We start from the raw sequence: 24,138 nt of genomic DNA on the forward strand, positions 1-24,138 counted from the left end.
ATATATAGTAATATTAATTTTTTTTACTTTATTTAAGATTTTAGGTTTAAAAATTTCATTAATTTTTTCCTCCTTAATATTTAAATTTTTTGGACCAATCTTCAGAAAAAATAAAATAAGTGAAAAAAATTTGAGCTATGCTTTTAAAAATATTGATTATAATGAAAAACAAAAAATATTAAAAAAAATGTGGGGTAATTATGGAAAAATTTTTGCAGAATATATGTTTATTAAAAATTTTAGAAATGACCCAAAAATTTCAAAAAAAATAACTATTAAAAATAAAGAAATACTTAAAAAAATTAAAAAAGATCCAAAACCTGTAATTTTTATTTCTGGTCACTTTAATAATTTCGAATTTATGGCAATGGAAATTGAAAAATTTGGAATTGATCTATCTGCAATTTATCGACCATTAAATAATATTTTTCTTAATCCAATAATGGAGCGAATACGAAAAAAATATATTTGTAAAAATCAAATTCAAAAAGGCATAAATGGTATGAGGAATTTATTAAAAAATTTTAAAAATGGTACTTCAATTGCTCTTATGATTGATCAAAGAGTTTCTGAAGGAATAAAAAGTGATTTCTTTGGTAAAAAGGCTTTTACAACAACAATACCTGCTCAATTTGTAAAAAAATTTAAAACTAAAGTTATACCTGTTTATATTGAGAGGCAAAAAAATGACGAATTTATTATTAAATTTCAGGAACCAATAATTTTTGATGAAAATCAAAATATTGAACAAATAACAACAAGTTTAAATAAAATTATTGAACAAATGATTTTAATTAATCCAGAACAATGGATTTGGACTCACAACAGATGGAAATAAACTATTTTTTTTCCTCTCTTTTTTTTGCCACCTCAACATAAGAAAAATAAGGTTCTTGCAACTCTACACTCCAATAATTAAGCCTTTCTAATGGAATTTTTTTTCTGCTAATGCAGCAAATCACATGATCTCCACTCTCAATAACTTCAAAATTATTTGGTAAGTATTTTATTTTTGCTAATTTTTTATACATTATTAGTTTATACATTATTACATGAATGTTTTAATAATTGGAAGTGGCGGAAGAGAGCATGCTATATGTGTCTCATGCAAAAATTCAGAATTTGTAAGTAAAATTTACTGTATACCTGGAAATGCAGGTACAGAATCTATAGCAAAAAATATTTCTATAGATATTAATAATTTTAAAGAAATCTCACATTTTGTTAAAAAAAATAAAATTGAAATTGTAATTGTGGGCCCAGAAAAACCACTTGTAGATGGTATAGTAGATTTCTTAGAAGAAAATAATATAAAAACTTTTGGACCTAATAAATTAGCCTCTAAACTTGAGGGATCAAAAATCTTTACTAAGAAATTATGTGAAAAATATAATATTCCAACAGCAAAATTTGGAATTTTTAAAAATTCTATTGATGCAAGTAATTTTATAAAAAAATGTAATTTACCAATTGTGGTTAAAGCAGATGGACTAGCATCTGGTAAAGGAGTTTATATTTGTAATAAACGTGATGAGGCATTAATTGCAATTAAAGAAATTTTTAACGGAAGATTTGGTTTAACAAACGAAATATTAATTGAGGAATTTCTTGATGGAGAGGAAATGAGTTTTTTTGTAATTTCTGATGGAGAGAATTATATTCCTTTTGGTACAGCACAAGATCATAAAAGAGTTTTCGAAGGTGACAAAGGTAAAAACACTGGGGGTATGGGTGCATACTCTCCTTCTAGATTAGAAAATGATAATCTAAATAAAAAAATTATAAATAAAATTATAAACCCAACACTACAAGGACTCAGAGACTTAAATACTAATTTCAAAGGATTTCTTTATGCAGGTCTTATGATAATAAATAGCGAACCATTTTTGATAGAATATAACGTAAGAATGGGCGATCCTGAATGTCAAACAATTTTACCAAAACTTAAGAGTGATTTTATAAAATTAATAAGCGCTTGCGTGGAAAAAAATTTAAAATCAATAAATTTAGAATGGCATAATGATAAAAGTTTATGCATTGTGCTTTGCTCAAAAGGTTATCCTGAAAGTTATGAAAATAATATTGAAATCCAAAATTTGGATAACATTAAACTCAATCAAAATGAATTTATTTTTCACGCAGGTACCAAAAAAGATAATGATAAAATTTTTTCAAATGGTGGACGGGTGTTAAATTTTGTTGTTAGGTCAGATAGCTTTTCAAATAATAGAAAAAAAGCAATAAATCTTATTAATCAAATTAGATGGAAAAACGGATTTTTCAGAAAAGATATCGGATATAAAGTAATTGATTCATGAGAATAATTAGAGGAAAAAATAAAGGTAAGAAAATTTACTTACCAGTTGACAAAAATACAAGGCCTCTAAGAGACCTTGTTAAAGAATCTATTTTTAACCTCATAGAACACTCAAATCAATTTGATATATCTATTACAAATTCGATTGTGCTAGATTTGTTTTCAGGTACAGGTTCTTTTGGACTAGAATGTCATTCTAGAGGTGCAAAATTCATTACATTTGTTGAAAATTATATCCGTGTACTAGGTATATTGAAGAAAAATATAACTAATATGAATGCACTGACATGTTCTGAAATAATTGAAAAAAATTGTTTTGAATTGATGAATGAGAAAAAGAAATTTTCAAAAACTTTTGATATTATATTTTTGGATCCACCTTATAAATATAGAAATATTAACATTTTAATTAATCAAATATTTGAACAAAAAATTCTAAATAAAAATGGTATTATTTTAATTCATAGGCATAAAAAAGATGACATAGATATTACATCTAAACTAAAAATTTTAGATACCAGAAAATATGGAATATCAAAAATAATTATTGGAAATTAATTTTTTTTTAGTTTCTTTTTTGATTAGTTCTACTGAAGGTTGGTCATATGGATTTATTTTCAATACTTTGCCTAACAAGATTGTTTCAAGAATAAAATAAGTAAACAGTATACCAAGTGAACTTTCATCTCTCTTTTCAACTACAAAACTCCTGAAAGGGATTTTTTTTTTCGAGAATACACTTTGAGTTGCGAGAAATTGATTATACAAAACATTTTGTAAATTTTTATGTTTTAAATAATCACGTGATTTTAATATTCCTTCATTTTTAATTTTTTCTGAAAGTATTTCTTTAGTAAAAAAAAAAGTATAAAAATTATTTTTTGTTCCATCCAAATAAAGTTGCATTAAACTGTGATTATCTTGAGGCATTTTTGATATTATGGGCAGTATCCCTCTACCTTTTTTTCCTAAGCTTTCAGCAACTAATTGCTGATACCAATAAAATAAATCAGATGATTTTTCATCATAATTTAAAATAATTGAATTTAATTTATTTCTTTTAATCAAACTTATTGTGCTTGAAACACTATTAATTATTGAATTCAAAAAGAATTTATTTTTTATTAATTCATTAAATTTTCTAAACTTTTCTACTTTTAAGCCCATCAAAATTGCAGGAAGCATTCCAACTTCTGATAAAACTGAATACCTGCCACCAATAAAATTATTATGATCAATTATATCTGATTTTAACTTGATAGCCAAAGATCTAAGATAATTTTCGTTATTTTCAGTTATAAAAATATTTTTTACTTTTTTATTGATAATTACATTTGAATTTACAATTGTTTCTAAAGTGTTGCCTGATTTTGATATAATTAAATTTAAATTATTTTTTTTTTTTATTTCTTTAATTTTATTATTTTCAAAGTTATCCAGGAAAAAAAAGTTTTTTTTAATTCTATTTTTTAAAAAACTATAAATAGATTTTGAGCCCATTATAGAACCTCCCATGCCAACAAGAGTAATATTGGAAAAATTTTTATATTTTTGAATTTTTTTTATATCCCACGAATCTTTATAATTATTTTTCAAAGACTTTATAATATGATTGTCTTCTCTAATTAATTTATTTAGTAAACTTTTTATTTTTTTTGAAGGTTTTTTTTTATCAAAATTTTTGATTTTAATATTTTCAATTTGAGTCATTTTTTTTGATATTTTTTAATATCAATTCCTCTGTTGATTTTGTTAATGTTTTTTCCTCTACATTGTTGTCTTTAGAGCTATTAGTTAAAATTTTTCCCTCAAAAGTTTCATTATTATTTAAATCGGTTGTTTCGGTATTTCCCGGTTCTGGAAGATCGTTAAAATTTGGTGGTAAAACTAAGGGATTTTTCTTTTCTACTAAAAATTCATCCCCAGTATTACCTTTTTTCAGTTTAAAACCTTCGGATACTGAGGCACAACTTTGTAAAAAATTAAATATCAAGATAATTAAAATAAGTTTTTTCATCAATTTTTTTTATTTTTTATAAATAATTCAATATATATTAATAGCACTACTCCTAAAGTAATAAATATATCAGCAACATTAAATATAAACCAATGAAAATTCTGATAGTGAATATCTATAAAGTCAGGAACTGCTGAATAAAAAAATCTATCAAATACGTTACCACAAGCACCGCCTAATATTATTAAAAAACTATATTTTTCAAAGCCTCTTGTTTTTGTGATAAAATACAGCAACGTAAGTATTACTAAAATTATAAATCCCGTGATTAAATTATAAAAAAAATTATCATCAAATGCAAATAATCCAAATGCAACTCCTTCATTCCATATAAGACTAATGTTTAAAAATTTTGAAGAATAAATTTCAGACCCTAAAAATTTCTTATCTAGATAAATAACATAAATTTTAGAAACCCTATCAATTACAAATATTAAAAAAACTAACAACAAGTTAATTATTAAGCTTTTTCTTAAAATTTTTTCAATCATTAAGGGTGTCTAGGACAAGGGCCTTCATTTATTTTCCAGCAAACTGGACACTTGGTTCCCTTTGCTTTGCTAGTGATTGCAGTTGTCTCAACATCTTCCTTGTAACTAACTTCAGCTTTTGAAGTAATGCACAGTTCTGAAAAATCAATATTACTAGTTAACTTTTGTAATTTTTGATTTAAATTTATTTTTAAATCTGCCTCTAAACTTGATCCTATTTCCTTACTAGCTCTTTTTTCTTCAATACTTATGTTGCAAACATTTCTAATTTTAATTAATTCACTCCATTTTTCGCTAAGTTTTTGATTTTTAAATTTTTCAGGAAATTCAAGAAATTTCTCAAGGTGAATGCTTTTTTGATCTTTAAATAATAACTTAAAAATTTCTTCAGTTGTAAAAGACAGAATAGGAGCAAACCATTTTAATAGAGAGTTTAAGATTATATTAAGAAGTAAAATAGTTGATTTTCTTTTTTTTGAATCTTTAGGATCACAATAAAGATTATCTTTTCTAATATCGAAATAAAAAGCAGATAAATCAACTGTACAAAAATTTAGAAGTTCTTTATATAAATTATGAAAATCATAATTCTTAAAATATTTTTTAAACTTATCATTTAAAACAAATATTTTATGAAGCATAAATTGTTCAAGTTCGGGTAATTGGGATATATCTATGTTATCTAAATCTATATTTTCAAAATTATCATTTATATTTCCCAGTAAATATCTAAATGTATTTCTTATTTTTCTATAAGAATCTGCATGCTGATCCAAAATAGAATAATCTATTCTTAAATCTTCTGCATAATTTGATGATGCTACCCATATCCTTAAAATATCGGCTCCATATTTTTTTAGAATATCCTCAGGAGCAATTACGTTTCCTAAAGATTTAGACATTTTTAAACCTTTACCGTCTACAACAAATCCATGGGATAAAATAGATTCAAATGGTGCTCTTCCTCTAGTTCCGCAAGACTCTAGTAATGACGAATGAAACCAACCTCTGTGTTGATCTGACCCTTCTAAATACATTGATGCTGGCCATTTTAAATCGTCTCTTTTTTCTAAAACAAATGAATGAGTTGAACCACTATCAAACCATACCTCAACAATATCACTTAATTTTTCATAATCTTCAGCTTTATATTTCTTTCCCAAAAATCTTTGAGGTTCATCAGAAAACCAACAATCAGATCCTTCTTTTTCATAAATTGATGCAATGTTTTCAATAACTTGATCATCAACTAAAATTTCTTTAGTTTTTTTATTAACAAAAATTGGAAGAGGCACACCCCAAACTCTTTGTCTTGAAACGCACCAATCAGGTCTTGTTTCAATCATAGATTTTAATCTTTCTTTACCTTTGCTTGGGTAAAAAGTTGTTTCATCAATAGCCTTTAATGCTTTATCTCTTAATTTATGGCTTTCCATTGAAATAAACCACTGTGGTGTTGCCCTATGAACAAGTGGAGCTTTAGACCTCCATGAGTGTGGATATGAGTGAACTAGCTCACCATTAAATAATAAATTTTTTTGTTCTCTAAGTCTTTCGATTACAATAGGATTTGCTTTAAAAATATGAATTCCTTCAAATAATTTTACATTGTTTGTATATTTTCCATCTCCATCAACTGTTTCAATAGCTTTAATACCGTTATTCAAACAAAGATTAAAATCATCAGGTCCATGACTTGGTGCACAGTGAACTATTCCAGTTCCTTGCTCGGTAGTTACAAATCTAGCCTCAAGCATTGGGATATCATGATCGTAACCAAGATTTAAAAATGGGTGACTACAAATAGTATTATTAAATTCTTTTCCCTTAAATTTGTGGATTTTTTTATAATTTTTTAACTCACACTCTTTCACAACTGATTCCAGCAGAGCATCTGCAATAACAATTTTTCTGTTTTTAAAATCACCTTCGTCATTTATTTCCAATATTATATAATCAAGAGACTCGTTATATGCTAAAGCTTTATTGGCTGGTATTGTCCATGGAGTTGTTGTCCAAATAATTATTTCACTTCCAACTAAATCTTTTAAATTAGATGATTTAACTTTAAATGAAGTATAAATAGTATCTGATTTATGATCTTGATATTCGACCTCAGCATCTGCAAGTGCGGTCTTCTCAACTGTTGACCACAGAACTGGCTTAAAACCTCTATACAAACTTCCTTCTTGAAGAAATTTTCCAAGCTCTCTAACTATTTGAGCCTCTGCACTAAAGCTCATTGTCGAGTAATAATTTTCCCAATCTCCTACAACACCTAATCTTTTAAATTGACTTTTGTGAACTTCAATCCACTTCTCAGCAAATGTTCTACATTCTTTTCTAAACTCAACGATTGGAACTTCGTTTTTGTTTTTTTTATTTTTTTTATATTGTTCCTCAATTTTCCATTCAATTGGCAAGCCATGACAATCCCAGCCTGGAACATAAATAGAGTCTTTTCCATCCATTTGATGAAATTTTACAATTATATCTTTAAGAATTTTATTTAGAGCTGTTCCCATGTGAATATTTCCATTTGCATAAGGAGGACCATCATGAAGGACAAATTTTTCTTTTCCTTTGCTTTGATTTCTTAATTCATCGTAAAGATTAATTTTTTTCCAATATTCAAGAATTTCTGGTTCTTTAGCAGGCAGGTTGGCTTTCATGGAAAAAGCTGTTTTTGGGAGATTTATTTGAGATTTGGTCATTTAGTCTTTTTTGCGATATATAAATCTTTTTTAATTTGAGCTCTTAATTGATTAACATTATTAAATTTTTTTTCTTTTCTTATAAACTTTAAAAACTCTACTGATAAAAGTTTATTATAAAGATTTCCAGAAAAATTAAATAAATGAACTTCTAATAATATTTTTTTTTGGTTAAATGTTGGTCTAAATCCAAGATTAGCAATTCCTTTAAGATATTTGTCACTATTTTTTCTTAAAACCTTCACAGCATAAACTCCTGGTTTTGCCAAAACATAATCATGGATATCTATATTACAGGTCGGAAAACCAATTTTTTTTCCAACTTGTCTCCCCTTTTTAACCACTCCTTGTATAGTCCAGTTTCTTTTTAAAAGATTATTAGCTCTTTCCAAAAGACCCTTTTCTAAAAGATCTCTTATTAAAGATGATGACACAATCTTATTACCTTTTATTAATGGTTCTGGTTTAACAACTTTATAATTAAATAATTGTTCATATTTTTTTAATAAATTAACATTTCCCTCTCTTTTATTTCCAAATCTAAAATTATTGCTTACAAAAATAAATTTAGAAACCAGTTTTTTATTTAAAATTTGAGAAATAAAGTTTAGCGCTTTAGTTTTTGAAAATTTTTTATCAAATTTTTTTGTAATAACAAAATCTACTTTTAAATTACTTAGTAATCTAATTTTTTGATCAATATTAGAAAGCCGAAAGTTTTTTAATTTTTTATTAAAAAACATTTTTGGCATTGGATCAAAATTCACAACACCAATTTTTAAATTATATTTTTTCTTATATGACTGTGCTAATTGAAATAATTTTTGATGCCCCAAATGCAAACCATCAAAATTACCTATTAAAATAATTGAACCTCTATGGATTTTTTTAATATTAAAATTTGTATAATGTTTTACCATTTTAAGTCTGACTGAATATAATTAACTATTACTTCGTAATCTTTCGCAACATTTTGAATGCCATTATTTTTTATTTCATTTCTATGTATTCCGTTACTTACCAACAAAGAATCATAATTTAATAAATTTGCACCTCTGATATCAGTATTTAAATTATCACCAATTGCTAATATTTTTTTATTTTTATTATCAATTGACTGATTATAAACCTCTGGATGTGGTTTTCCAAAATATACTACTTCTCCACCCATTTTTTCAAAAACCATTGCAACTGAACCTGCGCACAACTCTCTAACTTCACCACGATCAACGATTAAATCTGGATTTGTGCAAATCATTTTTTTGGTGATATGTTTTTCAAGTAAAACTTTATAAAATTCTAAATCCTTATCATGATCATCAAATAATCCAGTACACAATAAATATTCACTATCGCTAATATCTTCACACTTATTTTTCTCAAATAAATAAAATAGATCAAAATCTCTAGGAGGACCTATGTGATAAAACTTTTTCGATAAGTATGATTTTTTCAAATAATTCAATGCTGCCTCTCCTGAGGTAAATACGTGATCTCTGAGCACTTTATTCATGCCCATCTTTTCTAAAAAATTTTGAACAGTTTTATTTGGTCTTGGGGCGTTTGTTAAAAGTACCAACATTTTCTTTTTTTTTAAAAGTTCATTCAAAACAGCTATTGCTTTTTCATGAAGATTTACCCCATTATGAACAACACCCCATAAGTCTATATAAAAAAGATCATAATTATCAGCAATTGATTGTAAGCCATTTAAATCTAAATTTTTGGTCATATTTTAAGGTATAAACCATAAAATCCCGAATTTACTAGCATTATTAATATCCTAAAGATTTTCTGATCTTGAAATAGACGGTGAAATATCTATATGAGGCTCATATTTATAAAGATTTATTAAGGAGAATTTATGAAGTTTAAACCGTTACATGATAGAGTTTTAATTGAAGTATTAGATGGTAGTGAAAAAACTGCTGGAGGAATAATCATCCCAGACACAGCTCAAGAAAAACCTCAAGAAGGCAAAGTTGTTGCTGTAGGTGGTGGTGCAAAAACTGAAGATGGAAAAATAATTCCAATGGATGTTAAGGTTGGTGATAAAGTTTTATTTGGCAAATGGTCAGGAACTGAAGTCAAAATTAATGGCAAAGAATACAGCATAATGAAAGAGTCTGACATTATGGGTATTTCAGGTAAGTAATTTAATTTAAAGGAGAAAAATAATGGCAAAAATTGTTAAATTTGATGCTGAAGCAAGAGCAGCAATGATTAGAGGTGTAAATATCTTGGCTGACACTGTTAAAGTAACTTTAGGACCAAAAGGAAGAAATGTAGTAATGGATAAATCTTATGGTGCACCTAGAATTACTAAAGATGGCGTTTCTGTAGCTAAAGAAATAGACCTTGAAGATAAATTTGAAAATATGGGGGCACAAATGGTTAAAGAAGTTGCTAGCAAAACTAACGATGAAGCTGGCGATGGAACTACGACTGCAACTATACTTGCGCAAGCAATTGTCAAAGAAGGTGTTAAGTATGTAACAGCTGGCATGAATCCTATGGATGTAAAAAGAGGAATTGATGCTGCTGTAGAAACAGTAAAAGAAAGTCTTGTTGCATCTGCAAAAAAAGTAAAAGATAGCGATGAAATAGCTCAAGTTGGTACAATTTCTGCAAATGGCGATAAAGAAATTGGTACAATGATTGCAAAAGCAATGCAAAAAGTTGGAAACGAGGGAGTTATTACTGTTGAAGAAAATAAAGGTATTGAAACAGAATTAGATGTAGTTGAAGGTATGCAGTTTGATAGAGGATATCTATCACCTTACTTTATCACTAACAGTGATAAAATGACTACAGAGTTAGAAAATCCTTTTATTCTATTACATGAGAAAAAATTAACTAACTTGCAACCTATGGTCCCTCTTTTAGAAGCTGTTGTGCAAGCTGGTAGGCCATTGATGATTATTTCTGAAGATGTTGAGGGTGAAGCTTTAGCAACTTTAGTTGTGAACAAACTTAGAGGTGGATTAAAAGTTGTAGCAGTTAAAGCTCCAGGATTTGGAGATAGAAGAAAAGCTATGCTTGAAGATATCGCAATTTTAACAGGTGGTCAGGTTATATCTGAAGACTTAGGTATCAAACTTGAAAACGTTAAACTTGATGATCTTGGGTCTTGTAAAAAAATCAAAGTTGATAAGGACAATAGCACTATTGTAAATGGCAGTGGTAAAAAATCTGACATCGAGGCAAGATGCGCATCTATCAAACAACAAGTTGAAGAAACTACTTCTGATTATGACAGAGAAAAACTTCAAGAGAGACTAGCTAAGTTAGCTGGTGGAGTTGCAGTTATCAAAGTTGGTGGTGCAACCGAAGTTGAAGTTAAAGAAAGAAAAGACAGAGTTGAAGATGCTTTAAACGCTACTAGAGCTGCCGTTGAAGAAGGTATTGTAACTGGTGGTGGATGTGCTCTTCTTTATGCTGCTCAAGAGCTTGATAAGGTTAAAGCAAAAGGTGATGACCAAAAAGCTGGTGTGGATCTTGTAAGAAAAGCATTAGAAGCTCCGATTAGACAAATTACTAAAAACGCTGGAGTAGATGGTTCAGTGGTAGTTGGTAAATTATTAGAGCAGAAGAAAAAAACTAACGGTTACGATGCTCAAAACGAGGAGTATTGTGATATGTTTGCAACAGGTATCATAGACCCAGTTAAAGTTGTGAGAACTGCTCTACAAGATGCTGCTTCAATTGCTGGATTATTAGTAACTACAGAAGCAATGATTGCTGATAAACCAGAGGAAAAAGATGCTGCTGGTGGAATGCCTGGCGGAATGCCTGGTGGTATGGGCGGCATGGGAGGAATGGGTGGAATGGGTATGTAATCCCTCATTTTCTAAAACAAAATTTAAAAGGCCATCTCAAGATGGCCTTTTTTTTATGTGAAGTTTAATCATGTCAAAAAGATATAGTGGGAAATCATTTAAAGACTCTAGTGTTAAAAAAAAACCTAAATTGAGCTTTAAAGAAAAAAGAAAACTTAAAAAAGATAAGCAAAAAAAGACAAATTAATCCTGAATTTTGAAAATTATTCAAGCCAGTTATGAGTTTTTTTGAGTTTTAATATCCTTTTAAATATGTATAAGAGCCAGAATTTATGAGCAATAATATCAGAAACATCACAATCATTGCCCATGTTGATCATGGCAAAACTACTCTAATTGATAATTTAATGAAACAAAGTGGTTCATTTAGAGATAATGAAGTTGTTGATGAAAGATTAATGGACTCAGGCGAGCTTGAAAAAGAAAGAGGAATTACAATTTTAGCTAAACCTGCTTCAATTAATTGGAATAACTCAAGAATAAATATAATCGACACTCCAGGCCACAGAGATTTTGCAGCTGAAGTTGAAAGAGTTTTAAGTATGGCAGATGGGGCGTTGTTGTTAATTGATTCTGCAGAAGGTGTTATGCCTCAAACAAAATTTGTGTTATCAAAAGCACTTAAACAAGGATTAAAACCTATTGTTGTTATTAACAAATTAGATAAAGCTGATCAAAGAGCTAATGAAGTTTTAGATGAAACATTTGATTTATTTGTAAGCTTAGATGCAAATGAAGAACAATTAGATTTTCCTGTTTTATATGCAAGTGGAAGATCAGGTTGGGCAGACCATGAGGTTGACGGTCCGAGAGAAAATTTAAATCCTTTGTTAGATTTGATCGTTGATCATGTAAAACCAGCTGAACTTGATAAAACTAAACCTTTTGCAATGTTATCAACGCTACTTTATGCAGATAGTTTTTTAGGAAGAAGTTTAGTTGGAAGAATTACACAAGGTACCGCGAAAGCTAATCAATCTATAAAAGCAATCAATTTAAATGGTGAAAAAGTTGATGAAGGAAAGTTAACAAAAATTTTTAGATATGAGGGAACAAAAAAAGTTCCTATAGATGTTGGTGAAGCTGGAGATATTGTTGTTGTTGCCGGGTTAGAAAAAGCAAATGTTGCTGATACAATATGTGACTTGGAAGTTACAGAGCCTATCCCTGCTACACCTATAGATCCTCCCACTATGTCAATTACAATTACTGTAAACACTTCTCCTTTAGCTGGAACTGAGGGTAAAAAATTAACTAGCACGCAAATTAGAGATAGATTAGTTCAAGAAGCTCAAAATAACGTTGGAATTACATTTTCTGAAAACGAGGGTAAAGACTCGTTTGTTGTTAGTGGTAGAGGTGAGTTAATGTTGGAAATTCTTTTAACTCAAATGCGAAGAGAAGGTTTTGAAATGACAGTAAGTCCTCCAAAAGTTTTATATAAAACTGATGAAAGTGGAAATAAACTTGAGCCGATTGAGGAAATTACTATGGACCTTGATGAAGAACATTCATCAAAAGTGATAGATTCTATGAACAGAAGAAAAGGTAAACTTATAGAATTAAAAGATACTGGAACTAATAAAAAAAGATTAATTTTTCATGCACCCACTAGAGGCTTAATGGGGTACACAAGTAGGTTTCTTACACTTACAAAAGGAAATGGAGTGATCAACAGAATATTCCATAGCTACGGTCCTTTTGAAGGAGAAATGGAAGGTAGAAGAAATGGAGCCTTAATCTCGATGGAACAAGGAAAAGCAGTTGCATTCGCGATATTTAACCTACAAGCAAGAGGAGAGATGTTTGTAACTCATAATGATGCTGTTTATCCTGGAATGATAGTTGGTCTTTCACCTAAACCAGGTGATATGATTATTAATGTAATGAAGGGTAAAAAATTAACCAATATGAGAACTCAAGGTACTGATGAAAATGTTGTGCTCACACCCGTCAGAACAATGTCTATTGCCGAACAATTAAGTATGCTAAATACTGATGAAGCTTTAGAGATAACTCCAGACTCTTGTAGATTGAGAAAAGCAATTCTAGATCCGCACGAAAGAAAAAAAAGCGAAAAAGCTATAGCTGCAGCTTAATCAAAAGTTTTATCAACTAAATAAAGTCCTAAAGCAACGCAAGGACCTATACCAAATGCAAACAATAAAGTCCCAATCCCTACTGTTCCTCCTAAATACCATCCAATACTAACAACTGAAATTTCTAATGTTGCTCTTACAACAGCTATTGGAAAATTAGTTAATTTTTGTAATCCTATCATTAGCCCATCTCTAGGACCGGCTCCTAAATTTGATACTAAATAAATACCCCCACCTATTCCAACCATGATAACAGAAATTACAGCTAATAATAATTGATGAATATAATTTGATGGCGTTGGAACATACTTGATACAAAGATCAATCATAATTGCAATTATCAGAGCATTAAATATTGTACCCATCCCTGGTTTTTGCCCGAGTGGTATCCATAAAATTAAAACAGCAATACTTATTAATAATGTGATAGTTCCTATGCTTAAATTTACATTTAAGGAAATACCTTGGGCTAAAACACTCCAAGGAGAGGCTCCTGTGAACGAAACAATTAACAACCCCTCACCTAATCCAAATAAAGACAAACCAAAGCATAAGAAAAAAAATGTAGAAAACTTTGGTTTAAAGTTAAATGGTTTTTCTGAGCTCCATTTTACTTTTGGAATTTTTTTTATTTTTAAAAACATAATTGTAATAAGCTATTTCTATTAATGAAAAATTCTAATATTATAACCAGCAAATGAAAAAGTTTTCAATTATTTTACTTATTGTATTTTTTTCATCAATTTCTTTTGCTCATATAGGTCATTATAACAAATTCAATAAAATAGAAATGGAGATCTTAAGAAATGATGAGGTAATTGGTTATAATAATTATTTTTTTGAAAGAGATGGTGAAAAAACGAGAGTAAAAAATCAATATAAGTTTGAGGTAAAATTACTATCTGCAACAATATTTAAAGTAGAAGGATATGGGGAAGAAATTTATTTAAAAGATAATTTAATTTCTTTTCAATCAAAGACACTTCAAAATAAAAAAGAAAAATTTGTAAACTTAAAACTGGATAAAAATAATAAAAAGTTTGATATTAAAGGATCTTCATATTCAGGTGAAGCTTCTGAAAAAAATATTATAGGAAATTGGTGGAGTCATAAAATTTTACAAGCAGAAAGCCAAATAAGTCCTATTTCTGGAAGTATAAAAGAACAAATAGTAACTTTTATTGGCAAAGAAAATATTTTAATTAATGGCAAACAATACGAAACAGATCATTTCAAACTTACATCTAAAGATATGTCTCTACCTGAGGATAAAAAATTAAATTTTGATATTTGGCTTGATAAAAAAACTTCAGTAATTGTCAAAGTTACATATAAAAGAATAGGGGATTGGGAATATCGCTTAAAAAATCTTGAATAAAAATTATTTATTTATTTTTTTAAAAAGATCATTTGCACTCATCCATCCAGCTTCAACCCTAGGTCCCACAAACCAGTCTCCACATACTCCTAAATTTAATTTAGTATTCCAATAACTTTTGACTTTAAAGGGCCTAGAATTTGAAGAATATTTCCAACCATGGTTTAATGAAGTTAATATTTTTGTTTTTTTAATTCCAGTAAGTTTAAAAAATCGATCAATCAAAATCTTTGAATTTTTTTCTTTATTTTCTCTATTTTTATTTATTTTTTTGTTTGCCCATAGGTTGGTACTTTGTAAAGTCCATAAATCATTATTACTTTTAAATCTTCTTTTACTATTTTCTTTAGCGGCCCATCCTAAAATTTTGTCGTCAAATAAATAACTTGATATATTTTTATTTGTTTTTTTAATTTCAATCATGACTGTAATATTTGCATCCATTTTAATTTTTTGTTTAATGAATGGATCATCTATAAATTTCTTTGATAATTTTTTTAATTGTGGGAATGGACAAGTTAATATTAATTTATCATAATATTTTATTTGGTTGTTCTTAAAATATAATTTCCATTTATTATTTATAAGTTTAATCTTCTCTAACTCACTTTGAAAGCTACATTTTATATTCTTTATCAAATGTTTGCTGATATCATTATTACCTTTGCAACCAATTATTTTAATATGATTTTTATTTTCTTTTTTTAATTTGTTTAGAAAAATATGTTTGCCACTCCATTTTTTTAGAATTTTTTTTTTACTTAAATTTGTAATAAATTTCTTAAATTGTGTTGATTTTGGAGAAATATATTGAGCCCCGTGGTCAAATCCTTTTGACTTGTTTAATCTTTTAAAGGAAGATCTGCCACCTGGACCTCGAGCTTTATCATAAATATGTACAGAATTTTTTTTGCTCAAAAGATTAGCTATTGTTGCTCCTGAAATTCCAGAGCCAATTACACAATAACTACTCATTTTCCTGCAACAGTCATACCTTCTATCATCATAGTTGGTGAATTGACTGAATATTCGAATTCTAAATCATTAGCTAAAGTTATATTTTTAAACATATCCTTAAAATTACCAGCAATTGTTATTTCATTAACTGGATATTTAAATTCTCCATCTTCAACCAAAAAACCAGTCGCCCCTACTGAATAATCTCCTGTTACAAGATTAGATCCGTGACCAATAGTTTCAGTAATATAAAGACTTTTTGAATTTTTTTTTAGAAGATCTTCGTAACTTAAACGTCCATTTTCAAAATATAAATTAGTAGTTCCGCCACTTCTTCCATTTGATTGTAAATTTATTTTTTTTCCATTGTAAGTGTCAACAAGGTAATTTTTAAGTATTCCATTTTCTATAAGTTGTAACATATTAGATTTTACGCCCTCTGAATCAAAATTTTGAGAACCCATTCCTTTAATTATATCTGGTTTATCAATTACATTTATCGAATTTGCAAAAACCTGGTGATCAATTTTATCCTTTAAAAATGAAGTGCCTCTTGCAATTGCAGATGCAGATATTGCACTTGCAAAAACACTTAACATTCCTTTTGAAATTCTTTTATCAAAAATTATGCTTATCTTCTTGCTTCCAATTTTGTTAGGACTCAATTTTCTAATAGTTTGCTCGGCAGCTTTATTTCCAAGGTCTGATGCTTGCTTAATATCAGATAAATGACGTTTGCTAGAAAATTCATAGTCTCTTTCCATGCTATTTTCATCTTTTGCAACTGTCACACAAGAAGTAGTAAAAGAAGAAGTTTTATAACCGTCACAAAAACCGTCACTATTAGCTAATATAAAATTTGATTTATTTTCAGTAAAACTAGATTCTGTATTTATAATTTGCTTATTTGATGAAGCAGCCTCCTCTAAATCTTTTAAATATTTTATTTTTTTATCGTTTTCGAATCTTGTCTTATCATACAAATTAAGGCTACCAATTTGTTTGGCTAATAAATTTTTATCAGGCAAAGAATTAAATTCATCCTCTGGTGTAATTTTTGTAGTTTCAAAGCACTTTTCAATTAAAGTTTTTATATTTTCATCTAGTAAATTTGATGATGAAATTGATGATCTTCTTTTACCTAAATAAGTTTCTATACTTAATGCCAATCCATCTGATCTATCTGAGGCTTCTAGGGATTTATTTCTAAAATTAACTGTTTCTGAAATTGAGTGACCAACTGTAACACTTGCATCAGTTGCTCCCATTTTTTTTGCCAAATCTAAACAATATGAAGCTTTAGATTTTAGAAATTCTTGATCCTTAACCATAATTAAAGTTTTGTTCCACCAACTGTCATTTTATCAATTAAAATTGAAGGTTGAGCGACTCCCACAGGAACTCCTTGTCCTGCCTTTCCACAAGTTCCTATGCCTGGGTCTAACATCATATCATTTCCTACCATCGATACTTCTTTAAGTATTGATGGTCCATCACCAATAAGTGTTGCGCCTTTAATTGGAGATCCAATTTTACCATTATTTATTTCGTAAGCCTCAGTACAATTAAATACAAATTTTCCAGATGTAATATCCACCTGGCCACCTCCAAAACTTACTGCAAAAATTCCTTTATCAACAGATTTGATCATTTCGTCTTGAGTTTGATTTCCACTTAACATCATTGTATTTCTCATTCTTGGTAACACAATATGTCTATAATTTTCTCTTCTTCCAGACCCAGTGGATCTTGTATTCATTAATCTTGCATTATGCCTGTCTTGCATAAAATTTTTAAGAATACCGTTTTCAATTAAAACTGTTCGCTCAGTTGGTGTTCCCTCATCATCAATTGTTAAACTACCTCTTCTATTATCTATCGTACCGTCATCAACAATTGTTACTCCCTCACTTGCAACTTTTTCACCCATAAGATTATGAAATGCTGATGTTTTTTTTCTATTAAAATCTCCTTCAAGACCATGACCGATTGCTTCATGAATTAATATAGCTGGCCAACCAGGTCCTAAAACTACTTTCATCTCACCAGCAGGTGCTGGTTTACTTTCTAAATTTACTGATGCTATCCTAAAAGCCTCTTCACAAACATTTTTCCAATTGTCATTTTTTAAATAGTCATCATAAGATTGTCTGCCACCAATTCCATATACACCTGTTTCTTTTCTTCCATTTTTTTCTAACATCACAGACACATTAAATCTAATTAATGGACGTACATCAGTAAGCGACTCTCCACCTGATCGAATAATCTCTATTGATTTTTGTTCACCAGCAAAACTAGCTGTCACTTGTTTTACTGATCCATCTTTTTTTCTTAAAAATTCGTTTACTTTATTTAAGACTTCTAATTTTGAATTTAACGTTTTTTGTTCAATTGGATTAATATCTTTATAAAATTTTTTATTAGATTTTGGAATTTCATGATTGTATGTGCCTTTAATTGATTTCAGAGTTGATTTAAGATTTTCTGAAGAATTTTTTAATGAGTCTTTTGATATTTCATTTGAATATGAATAAGCAACAACCTCGTCTGAGATAGCCCTAAAACCAAATCCCAAATCAGAGCTGTAGTTTGAGCTTTTTATTTTGTTATCATCTAGCAAAATTGACTCTGATTTAGACTCCTCTAGATAAAGTTCGCCATCATCACAATTTTTAAGTGTTTCAGATACTAATTTATCTGCATCTTGTCTTGTTAAATCTGATTTATTAAAGAAATTACTCATTCATCTTAAATAGTAGTTTGTTGATAATTTTCAACTGATCATTTTACGCATGTACAATTTCTTACTTAAAGTTAATTATTATTAAATGAAAGTATATTTTAATAATTCTTGTAAAATCTGTAGATCGGAAATTAACTTATATAAAAAAGAAAATATCAAAGATATTGATTGGATAGATATAACTAATAATTTGGATGCTGAAAAAGAAACATCAAGGAATGATAGAGAATTGTTAAGAAGACTACATGTTAAAGAAAACGGTAAAATTATTCAGGGGGCAGAGGCATTTCTTTATGTTTGGAAAAAAATTCCAAAATATAAATTTTTATATAAATTTTTTAAACTACCAATAATTTTCACAATCTTTAAATATGGGTATGAAATGGTTGCCTTTTTTTTATATTTGAAAAATAAAAAACAACTCAAAAACTAAGTTAAGAAAAATATTAAAAATTCACTAAGTAAAGACATAGATAACAAGAACATTATTAATAAAATTGAGTACATTAGAGTTATAACTCTATTTCTTTTTCTTCTCAGTCTAACAAAAGTTTTATCATCAAGATCTGAGATATCTCTTTCACCTATAACTGGATAATCATAACTCCATCGCCATGTAGATTGGCCTAATCTAGAGTCGAGACTGTTAAAATATCTTATCCATGCAAGAACATATCTAAATACTAAATATAAAATTATCATTAATGCAGATGAAAATAACATTCTAAATGATACTTAATAATTTATGATAATTTAATTGATATTTTTGGCTCTTTTTCTTCCGATTAATTGAGTAAGTGCGTCAACCATAGTATCTGAAGCCTTAAATATTTCATTATTTTTAAATTCATGAGAAATATTTTTTTCTGGGTTAGTTTTATCTTCAATAACTATTCCTTCATCAGGCGAATTATTTTTTATATAAATTAACAAAAGCCATTCATCATCTGATGCTTCATCCCACTTAACAAATATTTCTCCAGTTTCAAACCTTCTATCAATACATCTGAAGATAGACATGTGCCTTGTTATGTGTCTTTTGTTTAACTGAAATACTAAGCTACTAGCACTTCTGTAAAAACTTTCGAGAGCAAACTCAATTTTTTGTCTAGCTAAAGTATATTCTTTTTCTTTTTGTAAAAGTGTTTCTCTATCTTCATCTCCTTGAATTTTTACTCCTAAGGCCTCTACTCTTTCCCTAATCTTTTGATCTCTAATAATTCGGTATTTTTCTTTTAGTTTTTCTATTCTTTGTTGTAAGCCAGCATAATCCTCTCTCTTTTCTCTTAAAGAAATTTTTTCTAATTTCTCTAATTCTTTAACCTCTCTAACTCTAAACTTTTCAATTTGCTTATCTAATTTTAATTGTTGTAAAAATTGCTTTTGTTTCTCTGCTTGTTCAATTCTTAAAAGAGCCTGTTCTTTTCTTAAGAATAATTTTATTTCTTTAGTTCTTTGTTTTTCTAATCTAATTTCATCTTTTAAAGCTTGTTCTTTTAATTTAACTTTTAATTCAGCATCTTTTTGTTTTTCTTTTGCAATTTCAATCTTTTCTAACCTTTCTTGTTCTAGTTTTTCTAATTTTAATCTTCTTGCTTCATCTTTTTTTAGAATTTTATATTGTGAAATTGTGTCTGCTATCTTATCAAAAAATGCTTGAATATATTTTTCAAAACCAAAATTTAATCTAAACTTGAATTCAGGCTTTAGAGAATTTTGAAAGTTAACTAACTTTAAAAGAAGATCTGGTTTCTTTGGTGAGATAGATTTAAATTTTTTTGAAATCTTTTTTGATTTTTTCGATTTTTTTGATTTTTTATTTTTCTGTTTTCTTCGATTATTAATTCTTTTTACAGATTTAAATTTATTTGATTTTTTAGATGTTTTTTTTGCTTTTTTTTTGGCTTTATTTTGATTTTTAGAAATACTTTTTTTTAATTTTTTTTTCTTTTTTTTCATTTTGACGGAGTTAGTTTCTACCAATTATTTATTGATAAATATAGTCTCTTGTAACAGGTGTGGAAGAATAATTCTTTGTTAATTGAAATTGGTATACAACTTGATCACCCCACTTAAATGCCATCTCACAACCAGCAAGATAAAATTCCCACATCCTAAAAAATCTCTCATCAAACATTTCAATTATTTTATCTTTATTTCGAATACAATTTTCTTTCCAATGTCTTAGTGTATGTGAGTAATGAAGTCTTAAAACCTCAATATCTGCAACAATTAAGCCTGCTTTTTCAATTGGTGTTGTTACTTCACTTAAACTCGGAGTATAACCTCCTGGAAAAATATACTTAGTAATCCATGGATGTGGATCTCTTGGCGGGTTTACTGATCCTATAGTATGAATTAATGATACCCCATCATCTTTTAAAAGTTTTTCAACTTGTGAAAAAAACTTTCTATAAAATTTTCTTCCTACATGTTCAAACATGCCAACACTGACTATTCTATCAAATTTTTCATTGAGCTCTCTATAATCCATTAACTTAAAGTTTAATTGATTTTCCAAATTAAGTTCTTTTGCTCTTTTCTTGCAGTAATTAAATTGATTTTCTGAAAGTGTAATGCCTGTTACTTCGCAGTTTGCACTTTTTGCAATATCTATTGCTAGAGAACCCCATCCACATCCAATATCTAAAACTTTTTGATTTGGCTTAATGTTAAGTTTTTTTATTATATGCTGAATTTTATTATTTTGAGCAGTTTCCAATGTATCTGTTTCATTTTTAAAATATGCACATGAATATTGTCTTTTAGGATCTAAAAATAAATCATAAAGATCATCCGAAATATCGTAGTGATGCGAAACATTCATCTTAGATTTTTTTATAAAATTAAAATTAGTTAAATATCTATAAGAGCCTCTTAATCTGTTTATTAAATAACTGAAAAAATTTAAATCTCCTCTACCAAAATTCATTAAGGAAAGGTCTAAGAAATCAGTTAGTGTTCCATTTTCTATAATTATTTCCCCATCAGTATAAGCCTCCCCAAAATATAAGTCTGGATGAAATAATAACTTGTAATGAAGATTTTTATTTAATATTTTTAATTTTATAGGATTTTCACTTTTTGGGTTTCCAATAATGTAACTTTTTGAATTTGCATCAACTAATATAAATCCGTCTTTTTTAAAAACATTATTTAAAAATCTAGCTAATTGCATTTAAGCCGCCTTAGTATTTTTTAATGAAAAATTTAATTTCTCTAAATTAGTAATTAAACCTGACTCATCTTCAGCATTTAACATGCTAAGTGGTGGTAAAAGATTTTTATAACATTTTTCTTTTTTACTAAAATAGGTATGCAAACCTGAAATCAAATTATATTTTTCAAATTCAGCTCTTACATCGCAAAGATTTTGGTTTACTGTCTGATCACGTCCATCATTAAAATCATCGTATACTTTTCTTGCCAGTGAAGAAGTAGCATTACATGTAGCTGTAATAATTCCAGAACAACCTAATTGAAGTCCTTTAAATAATTTAGATTCTGATCCAGGTAAAACTGAAAAATTATCAATTTTTAAGTTTTCAAAAAGATTGTAAGAGCTATCTTTTACACCAATAATATTTTTTGGATATTTTTTTACTAACTCTTCAATACATTCAATACTAAACTTATAACCACAGAGTTTTTCAAAATTATATAGTACTATTTCACAATCAGAAATTACTTCTACTATTTTGCTATAAAATTCTATTACTTCTTTATCTCCATATTTATAGTAAGCAGGCGGCATAATTAAGAATCTATTAAAACCTAAAGATTTAGAAACTCTCATTAAATTAATTGTTTCACCTAAAGAATTTAAACCAGTGCCGATAATATATTTTTCTTTGTGTTTGCTTGAAGTCAGATGATTTAATAAATTAATTTTTTCTGAGACAGGTATAAGTTGAGCCTGCCCTGTACTTCCAAATATAGCTGCTCCGTGACAACCATTGTCTATAACCATTTCTGCGTGCAGAATGGTTTTTTTAATATCAAGCGTCAAATCATCATTTAAGATAGACATTGAGGCCGCATAAATGCCTTTAATTTTACTCATAATAAAAATTTATATAAAAATATTAATTAGTAAAGTTTATAAATTAACTATGAAAATATTAGCTATTCAAAACAGGATGGGCATAGGTGATACGGTAATTTTTCTACCTTTTGTTAAAGCCATTTCAAAAAAATTTGGAGCACCTGTTAGTTTATTGGTTAAAGAAAATTCAAAAGCTAACGAGTTTTTAAATCAAACAAATTATATAGATGAAATAATTCACTTAGAAAGAGATAATAAAATAAATCAAAAACATGATGGTTTCAAAGGATTTTTCAAATTAGTAAGCGATATAAAAAAATATAATTTCGATAAAGTTTTTATATTCAATTCTTCTTTGAGATATAACTTAATTTCTAGATTGGCAGGAATTAAAGAAATATTTCAATACCCGTTATTTGAAAAACAAAATCAACACATCACCGAGCAGGCTAAAGCTATAATAAAAAAATATTTAGATATCGAAATTATTGATAATCCAGAAATTCAAATTGATAATAGTTTAGTTCAAAAAACAGCAGTAAACTTTAATATTAATAATGCTGAGCTTAATGTTTTGTTAGGTGTTGGTGGTTCAGGTCCAACAAAAAGAATACCATCAAAAACTTTTCTAGATGTAATGGAAAAATTAGAAGCTTTTAAAAAATGTAGATTTTTTTTAGCTACAGGTAAAAATGAAGATGAACAAAAAATTTTAAGCGAATTATATAATACAAAATTTAAAGAAAAATGTGTTGCCCTAGACAATCTTAGTATAAGAGAAATTTTACCTGTAATTAAAAATTGTAATGTTGCAATATGTAATGATACAAGTTTCTCACATCTATCGTCAGCATTAGGAATTAAAACAATTACACTAATGGCAGATACTCCATTAATTTATGGTTCTTACAACACAAATATGTATCCAATTATTCCTGATGGAGAAATAACAGTTTCTCACAATACTCGTGGTAAAGACAAAATTAATGCAGATAAAATCTACAAAAAACTATTATCAATAATTAATTAAGAAATATCTTTAAGAACTATCTCTTTTGCTTCATTAACAATAGCTGATAATCTTGAAGTTTCTGGAGAAATATCGGGGTGAATTTTTTTTTGAATTTTTTGGTAAGCTTTATTTAGAGCTTCTTTAGTTGGTTTTTTGTTAATGTCTAAATTTAAAATCTTATATGCCTCAGATATTGATAATGATGAAGAATTATTATTTTGATATTGATTAAAAGAAAATCTTCCAGAATTTCTTAAAGTTTGAATAAGCCTATAAAGAGAAAGCAATTGAAACAATGATAAACCTTTAAGTTTAACTAAAGCAAGGCTTGCAAGAGTTAATGGCAATGTGAGTAGAAATTTTCCACCAATAGCAAATAAAACTGCTAATAAAGCCAATAATAAAATTGTAATTAGCCTAACTCCTTTTGACATTTTTTTTGGAGAAATATTTGACCACCATCTTAATAAAAAATATAAGATGACTAAAATTACAAGTAGATAAATAATAATATTCATATATT

General features: G+C 28.0%; 25 protein-coding genes. 9 read left to right on the forward strand and 16 right to left on the reverse strand.

Annotation, left to right across the window (positions count from 1 at the left end; all coding sequences use genetic code 11):
* On the forward strand, positions 1-838 hold an 838-nt coding region (locus ACTT9R_RS01535; RefSeq protein WP_440926315.1), incomplete at its 5' end, for a lysophospholipid acyltransferase family protein.
* A 1-nt stretch (position 839) separates the two neighbouring features.
* Here the strand turns inward: ACTT9R_RS01535 and ACTT9R_RS01540 are convergent.
* On the reverse strand, positions 840-1,031 hold the full coding sequence (locus ACTT9R_RS01540; RefSeq protein WP_440926316.1) for a DUF2093 domain-containing protein: 192 nt from the start codon (positions 1,029-1,031) through the stop codon (positions 840-842).
* 21 nt (positions 1,032-1,052) lie between these two features.
* On the opposite strand from ACTT9R_RS01540, the gene purD reads away from it, so the two are divergent.
* Positions 1,053-2,318, forward strand: a complete 1,266-nt coding sequence (gene purD / locus ACTT9R_RS01545; RefSeq protein WP_440926317.1) for a phosphoribosylamine--glycine ligase — start codon at positions 1,053-1,055, stop codon at positions 2,316-2,318.
* Positions 2,315-2,875, forward strand: a complete 561-nt coding sequence (gene rsmD / locus ACTT9R_RS01550; protein ID WP_440926318.1) for a 16S rRNA (guanine(966)-N(2))-methyltransferase RsmD — start codon at positions 2,315-2,317, stop codon at positions 2,873-2,875. Before purD ends, rsmD begins: the two co-directional genes overlap by 4 nt.
* On the opposite strand, the gene ACTT9R_RS01555 is transcribed toward rsmD, so the two are convergent.
* Genes ACTT9R_RS01555 through ACTT9R_RS01580 form a run of 6 tightly spaced genes read right to left on the reverse strand, consistent with a single transcriptional unit; the run spans position 2,852 to position 9,271 of the window.
* Positions 2,852-4,027: a glucose-6-phosphate isomerase gene (locus ACTT9R_RS01555; RefSeq protein WP_440926319.1), complete on the reverse strand. Its 1,176-nt coding sequence runs from the start codon at positions 4,025-4,027 to the stop codon at positions 2,852-2,854. The two genes, rsmD and ACTT9R_RS01555, sit on opposite strands and share 24 nt — an antisense overlap.
* Positions 4,014-4,334: a DUF3035 domain-containing protein gene (locus tag ACTT9R_RS01560; RefSeq protein ID WP_440926320.1), complete on the reverse strand. Its 321-nt coding sequence runs from the start codon at positions 4,332-4,334 to the stop codon at positions 4,014-4,016. Before ACTT9R_RS01560 ends, ACTT9R_RS01555 begins: the two co-directional genes overlap by 14 nt.
* Positions 4,334-4,825, reverse strand: coding sequence for a signal peptidase II (gene lspA / locus ACTT9R_RS01565; protein ID WP_440926321.1), 492 nt, complete (start codon positions 4,823-4,825; stop codon positions 4,334-4,336). The genes ACTT9R_RS01560 and lspA overlap by 1 nt, the downstream gene beginning before the upstream one ends.
* Positions 4,825-7,539: an isoleucine--tRNA ligase gene (ileS, locus tag ACTT9R_RS01570; RefSeq protein WP_440926322.1), complete on the reverse strand. Its 2,715-nt coding sequence runs from the start codon at positions 7,537-7,539 to the stop codon at positions 4,825-4,827. Before ileS ends, lspA begins: the two co-directional genes overlap by 1 nt.
* Positions 7,536-8,459, reverse strand: a complete 924-nt coding sequence (locus ACTT9R_RS01575) for a bifunctional riboflavin kinase/FAD synthetase (RefSeq protein WP_440926323.1) — start codon at positions 8,457-8,459, stop codon at positions 7,536-7,538. The genes ileS and ACTT9R_RS01575 overlap by 4 nt, the downstream gene beginning before the upstream one ends.
* Positions 8,453-9,271: a TIGR01459 family HAD-type hydrolase gene (locus tag ACTT9R_RS01580; RefSeq protein ID WP_440926324.1), complete on the reverse strand. Its 819-nt coding sequence runs from the start codon at positions 9,269-9,271 to the stop codon at positions 8,453-8,455. Before ACTT9R_RS01580 ends, ACTT9R_RS01575 begins: the two co-directional genes overlap by 7 nt.
* Before the next feature lie 132 nt (positions 9,272-9,403).
* On the opposite strand from ACTT9R_RS01580, the gene groES reads away from it, so the two are divergent.
* The 3 genes from groES to typA all read left to right on the forward strand — a co-directional run bounded on the left by groES (position 9,404) and on the right by typA (position 13,477).
* Complete coding sequence (gene groES, locus ACTT9R_RS01585) at positions 9,404-9,694, forward strand: co-chaperone GroES (RefSeq protein WP_023854741.1); 291 nt, start codon at positions 9,404-9,406, stop codon at positions 9,692-9,694.
* A gap of 22 nt (positions 9,695-9,716) precedes the next feature.
* Complete coding sequence (gene groL / locus ACTT9R_RS01590; RefSeq protein WP_440926325.1) at positions 9,717-11,378, forward strand: chaperonin GroEL; 1,662 nt, start codon at positions 9,717-9,719, stop codon at positions 11,376-11,378.
* A gap of 272 nt (positions 11,379-11,650) precedes the next feature.
* Positions 11,651-13,477, forward strand: a complete 1,827-nt coding sequence (gene typA / locus ACTT9R_RS01595; protein ID WP_440926326.1) for a translational GTPase TypA — start codon at positions 11,651-11,653, stop codon at positions 13,475-13,477.
* On the opposite strand, the gene yczE is transcribed toward typA, so the two are convergent.
* On the reverse strand, positions 13,474-14,121 hold the full coding sequence (gene yczE, locus ACTT9R_RS01600; protein WP_440926327.1) for a membrane protein YczE: 648 nt from the start codon (positions 14,119-14,121) through the stop codon (positions 13,474-13,476). The genes typA and yczE overlap by 4 nt on opposite strands.
* 53 nt (positions 14,122-14,174) lie before the next feature.
* On the opposite strand from yczE, the gene ACTT9R_RS01605 reads away from it, so the two are divergent.
* The gene (locus tag ACTT9R_RS01605) at positions 14,175-14,855 is read left to right on the forward strand and encodes a DUF6134 family protein (protein ID WP_440926328.1); all 681 of its coding nucleotides are present in this window, start codon (positions 14,175-14,177) and stop codon (positions 14,853-14,855) included.
* A gap of 3 nt (positions 14,856-14,858) precedes the next feature.
* Here the strand turns inward: ACTT9R_RS01605 and ACTT9R_RS01610 are convergent, their stop codons facing one another.
* From ACTT9R_RS01610 to ACTT9R_RS01620, 3 genes are read right to left on the reverse strand one after another with little or no spacing between them, the layout of a single operon-like run.
* Positions 14,859-15,830, reverse strand: coding sequence for an NAD(P)/FAD-dependent oxidoreductase (locus ACTT9R_RS01610; RefSeq protein ID WP_440926329.1), 972 nt, complete (start codon positions 15,828-15,830; stop codon positions 14,859-14,861).
* Positions 15,827-17,143, reverse strand: coding sequence for a TldD/PmbA family protein (locus ACTT9R_RS01615; RefSeq protein ID WP_440926330.1), 1,317 nt, complete (start codon positions 17,141-17,143; stop codon positions 15,827-15,829). The genes ACTT9R_RS01610 and ACTT9R_RS01615 overlap by 4 nt, the downstream gene beginning before the upstream one ends.
* Positions 17,144-17,145: 2 nt before the next feature.
* A complete protein-coding gene (locus ACTT9R_RS01620; RefSeq protein WP_440926331.1) occupies positions 17,146-18,558 on the reverse strand; it encodes a TldD/PmbA family protein in 1,413 nt (470 codons plus the stop codon).
* 85 nt (positions 18,559-18,643) lie between these two features.
* Here ACTT9R_RS01620 and ACTT9R_RS01625 point away from each other — a divergent pair, with 85 nt between their 5' ends.
* Entirely contained in the window at positions 18,644-18,991 is a 348-nt protein-coding gene (locus tag ACTT9R_RS01625; protein ID WP_440926332.1) for a DCC1-like thiol-disulfide oxidoreductase family protein, read from the forward strand.
* Here the strand turns inward: ACTT9R_RS01625 and ACTT9R_RS01630 are convergent.
* Genes ACTT9R_RS01630 through ACTT9R_RS01645 form a run of 4 tightly spaced genes read right to left on the reverse strand, consistent with a single transcriptional unit; the run spans position 18,988 to position 22,621 of the window.
* Positions 18,988-19,281 carry a hypothetical protein gene (locus ACTT9R_RS01630; protein WP_072090343.1) on the reverse strand — a complete coding sequence of 98 codons (294 nt, stop codon included), beginning with the start codon at positions 19,279-19,281 and terminating at the stop codon, positions 18,988-18,990. The two genes, ACTT9R_RS01625 and ACTT9R_RS01630, sit on opposite strands and share 4 nt — an antisense overlap.
* Positions 19,282-19,311: 30 nt before the next feature.
* Positions 19,312-20,517: a hypothetical protein gene (locus ACTT9R_RS01635; protein WP_440926333.1), complete on the reverse strand. Its 1,206-nt coding sequence runs from the start codon at positions 20,515-20,517 to the stop codon at positions 19,312-19,314.
* Between the two features lie 28 nt (positions 20,518-20,545).
* Positions 20,546-21,736: a class I SAM-dependent methyltransferase gene (locus tag ACTT9R_RS01640; RefSeq protein WP_440926334.1), complete on the reverse strand. Its 1,191-nt coding sequence runs from the start codon at positions 21,734-21,736 to the stop codon at positions 20,546-20,548.
* Positions 21,737-22,621, reverse strand: a complete 885-nt coding sequence (locus tag ACTT9R_RS01645; protein WP_440926335.1) for a dihydrodipicolinate synthase family protein — start codon at positions 22,619-22,621, stop codon at positions 21,737-21,739.
* A gap of 49 nt (positions 22,622-22,670) precedes the next feature.
* Between ACTT9R_RS01645 and ACTT9R_RS01650 the strand changes: the two genes are divergently transcribed.
* Positions 22,671-23,633 carry a glycosyltransferase family 9 protein gene (locus ACTT9R_RS01650; RefSeq protein ID WP_440926336.1) on the forward strand — a complete coding sequence of 321 codons (963 nt, stop codon included), beginning with the start codon at positions 22,671-22,673 and terminating at the stop codon, positions 23,631-23,633.
* Here ACTT9R_RS01650 and ACTT9R_RS01655 read toward each other — a convergent pair.
* Entirely contained in the window at positions 23,630-24,133 is a 504-nt protein-coding gene (locus ACTT9R_RS01655) for a J domain-containing protein (protein WP_440926337.1), read from the reverse strand. The two genes, ACTT9R_RS01650 and ACTT9R_RS01655, sit on opposite strands and share 4 nt — an antisense overlap.
* Between the last annotated feature and the right edge of the window lie 5 nt (positions 24,134-24,138).

The organism is Candidatus Pelagibacter sp., from assembly GCF_052049835.1.
Classification (GTDB): domain Bacteria; phylum Pseudomonadota; class Alphaproteobacteria; order Pelagibacterales; family Pelagibacteraceae; genus Pelagibacter.

Excerpts from the sequence above, each read along its gene's own strand:
- ACTT9R_RS01555 (WP_440926319.1), bottom strand. The coding sequence starts at position 4,027 with ATGACTCAAATTGAAAATATTAAAATCAAAAATTTTGATAAAAAAAAA.
- ACTT9R_RS01610 (WP_440926329.1), bottom strand. The coding sequence starts at position 15,830 with ATGAGTAGTTATTGTGTAATTGGCTCTGGAATTTCAGGAGCAACAATA.
- purD (WP_440926317.1), top strand. The coding sequence starts at position 1,053 with ATGAATGTTTTAATAATTGGAAGTGGCGGAAGAGAGCATGCTATATGT.
- ACTT9R_RS01645 (WP_440926335.1), bottom strand. The coding sequence starts at position 22,621 with ATGAGTAAAATTAAAGGCATTTATGCGGCCTCAATGTCTATCTTAAAT.
- ACTT9R_RS01650 (WP_440926336.1), top strand. The coding sequence starts at position 22,671 with ATGAAAATATTAGCTATTCAAAACAGGATGGGCATAGGTGATACGGTA.
- ACTT9R_RS01625 (WP_440926332.1), top strand. The coding sequence starts at position 18,644 with ATGAAAGTATATTTTAATAATTCTTGTAAAATCTGTAGATCGGAAATT.
- ileS (WP_440926322.1), bottom strand. The coding sequence starts at position 7,539 with ATGACCAAATCTCAAATAAATCTCCCAAAAACAGCTTTTTCCATGAAA.
- ACTT9R_RS01575 (WP_440926323.1), bottom strand. The coding sequence starts at position 8,459 with ATGGTAAAACATTATACAAATTTTAATATTAAAAAAATCCATAGAGGT.
- rsmD (WP_440926318.1), top strand. The coding sequence starts at position 2,315 with ATGAGAATAATTAGAGGAAAAAATAAAGGTAAGAAAATTTACTTACCA.
- ACTT9R_RS01615 (WP_440926330.1), bottom strand. The coding sequence starts at position 17,143 with ATGGTTAAGGATCAAGAATTTCTAAAATCTAAAGCTTCATATTGTTTA.
- yczE (WP_440926327.1), bottom strand. The coding sequence starts at position 14,121 with ATGTTTTTAAAAATAAAAAAAATTCCAAAAGTAAAATGGAGCTCAGAA.
- groL (WP_440926325.1), top strand. The coding sequence starts at position 9,717 with ATGGCAAAAATTGTTAAATTTGATGCTGAAGCAAGAGCAGCAATGATT.
- ACTT9R_RS01640 (WP_440926334.1), bottom strand. The coding sequence starts at position 21,736 with ATGCAATTAGCTAGATTTTTAAATAATGTTTTTAAAAAAGACGGATTT.
- ACTT9R_RS01620 (WP_440926331.1), bottom strand. The coding sequence starts at position 18,558 with ATGAGTAATTTCTTTAATAAATCAGATTTAACAAGACAAGATGCAGAT.
- typA (WP_440926326.1), top strand. The coding sequence starts at position 11,651 with ATGAGCAATAATATCAGAAACATCACAATCATTGCCCATGTTGATCAT.
- ACTT9R_RS01580 (WP_440926324.1), bottom strand. The coding sequence starts at position 9,271 with ATGACCAAAAATTTAGATTTAAATGGCTTACAATCAATTGCTGATAAT.
- ACTT9R_RS01655 (WP_440926337.1), bottom strand. The coding sequence starts at position 24,133 with ATGAATATTATTATTTATCTACTTGTAATTTTAGTCATCTTATATTTT.
- ACTT9R_RS01540 (WP_440926316.1), bottom strand. The coding sequence starts at position 1,031 with ATGTATAAAAAATTAGCAAAAATAAAATACTTACCAAATAATTTTGAA.
- ACTT9R_RS01630 (WP_072090343.1), bottom strand. The coding sequence starts at position 19,281 with ATGTTATTTTCATCTGCATTAATGATAATTTTATATTTAGTATTTAGA.
- lspA (WP_440926321.1), bottom strand. The coding sequence starts at position 4,825 with ATGATTGAAAAAATTTTAAGAAAAAGCTTAATAATTAACTTGTTGTTA.
- ACTT9R_RS01635 (WP_440926333.1), bottom strand. The coding sequence starts at position 20,517 with ATGAAAAAAAAGAAAAAAAAATTAAAAAAAAGTATTTCTAAAAATCAA.
- ACTT9R_RS01560 (WP_440926320.1), bottom strand. The coding sequence starts at position 4,334 with ATGAAAAAACTTATTTTAATTATCTTGATATTTAATTTTTTACAAAGT.
- groES (WP_023854741.1), top strand. The coding sequence starts at position 9,404 with ATGAAGTTTAAACCGTTACATGATAGAGTTTTAATTGAAGTATTAGAT.
- ACTT9R_RS01605 (WP_440926328.1), top strand. The coding sequence starts at position 14,175 with ATGAAAAAGTTTTCAATTATTTTACTTATTGTATTTTTTTCATCAATT.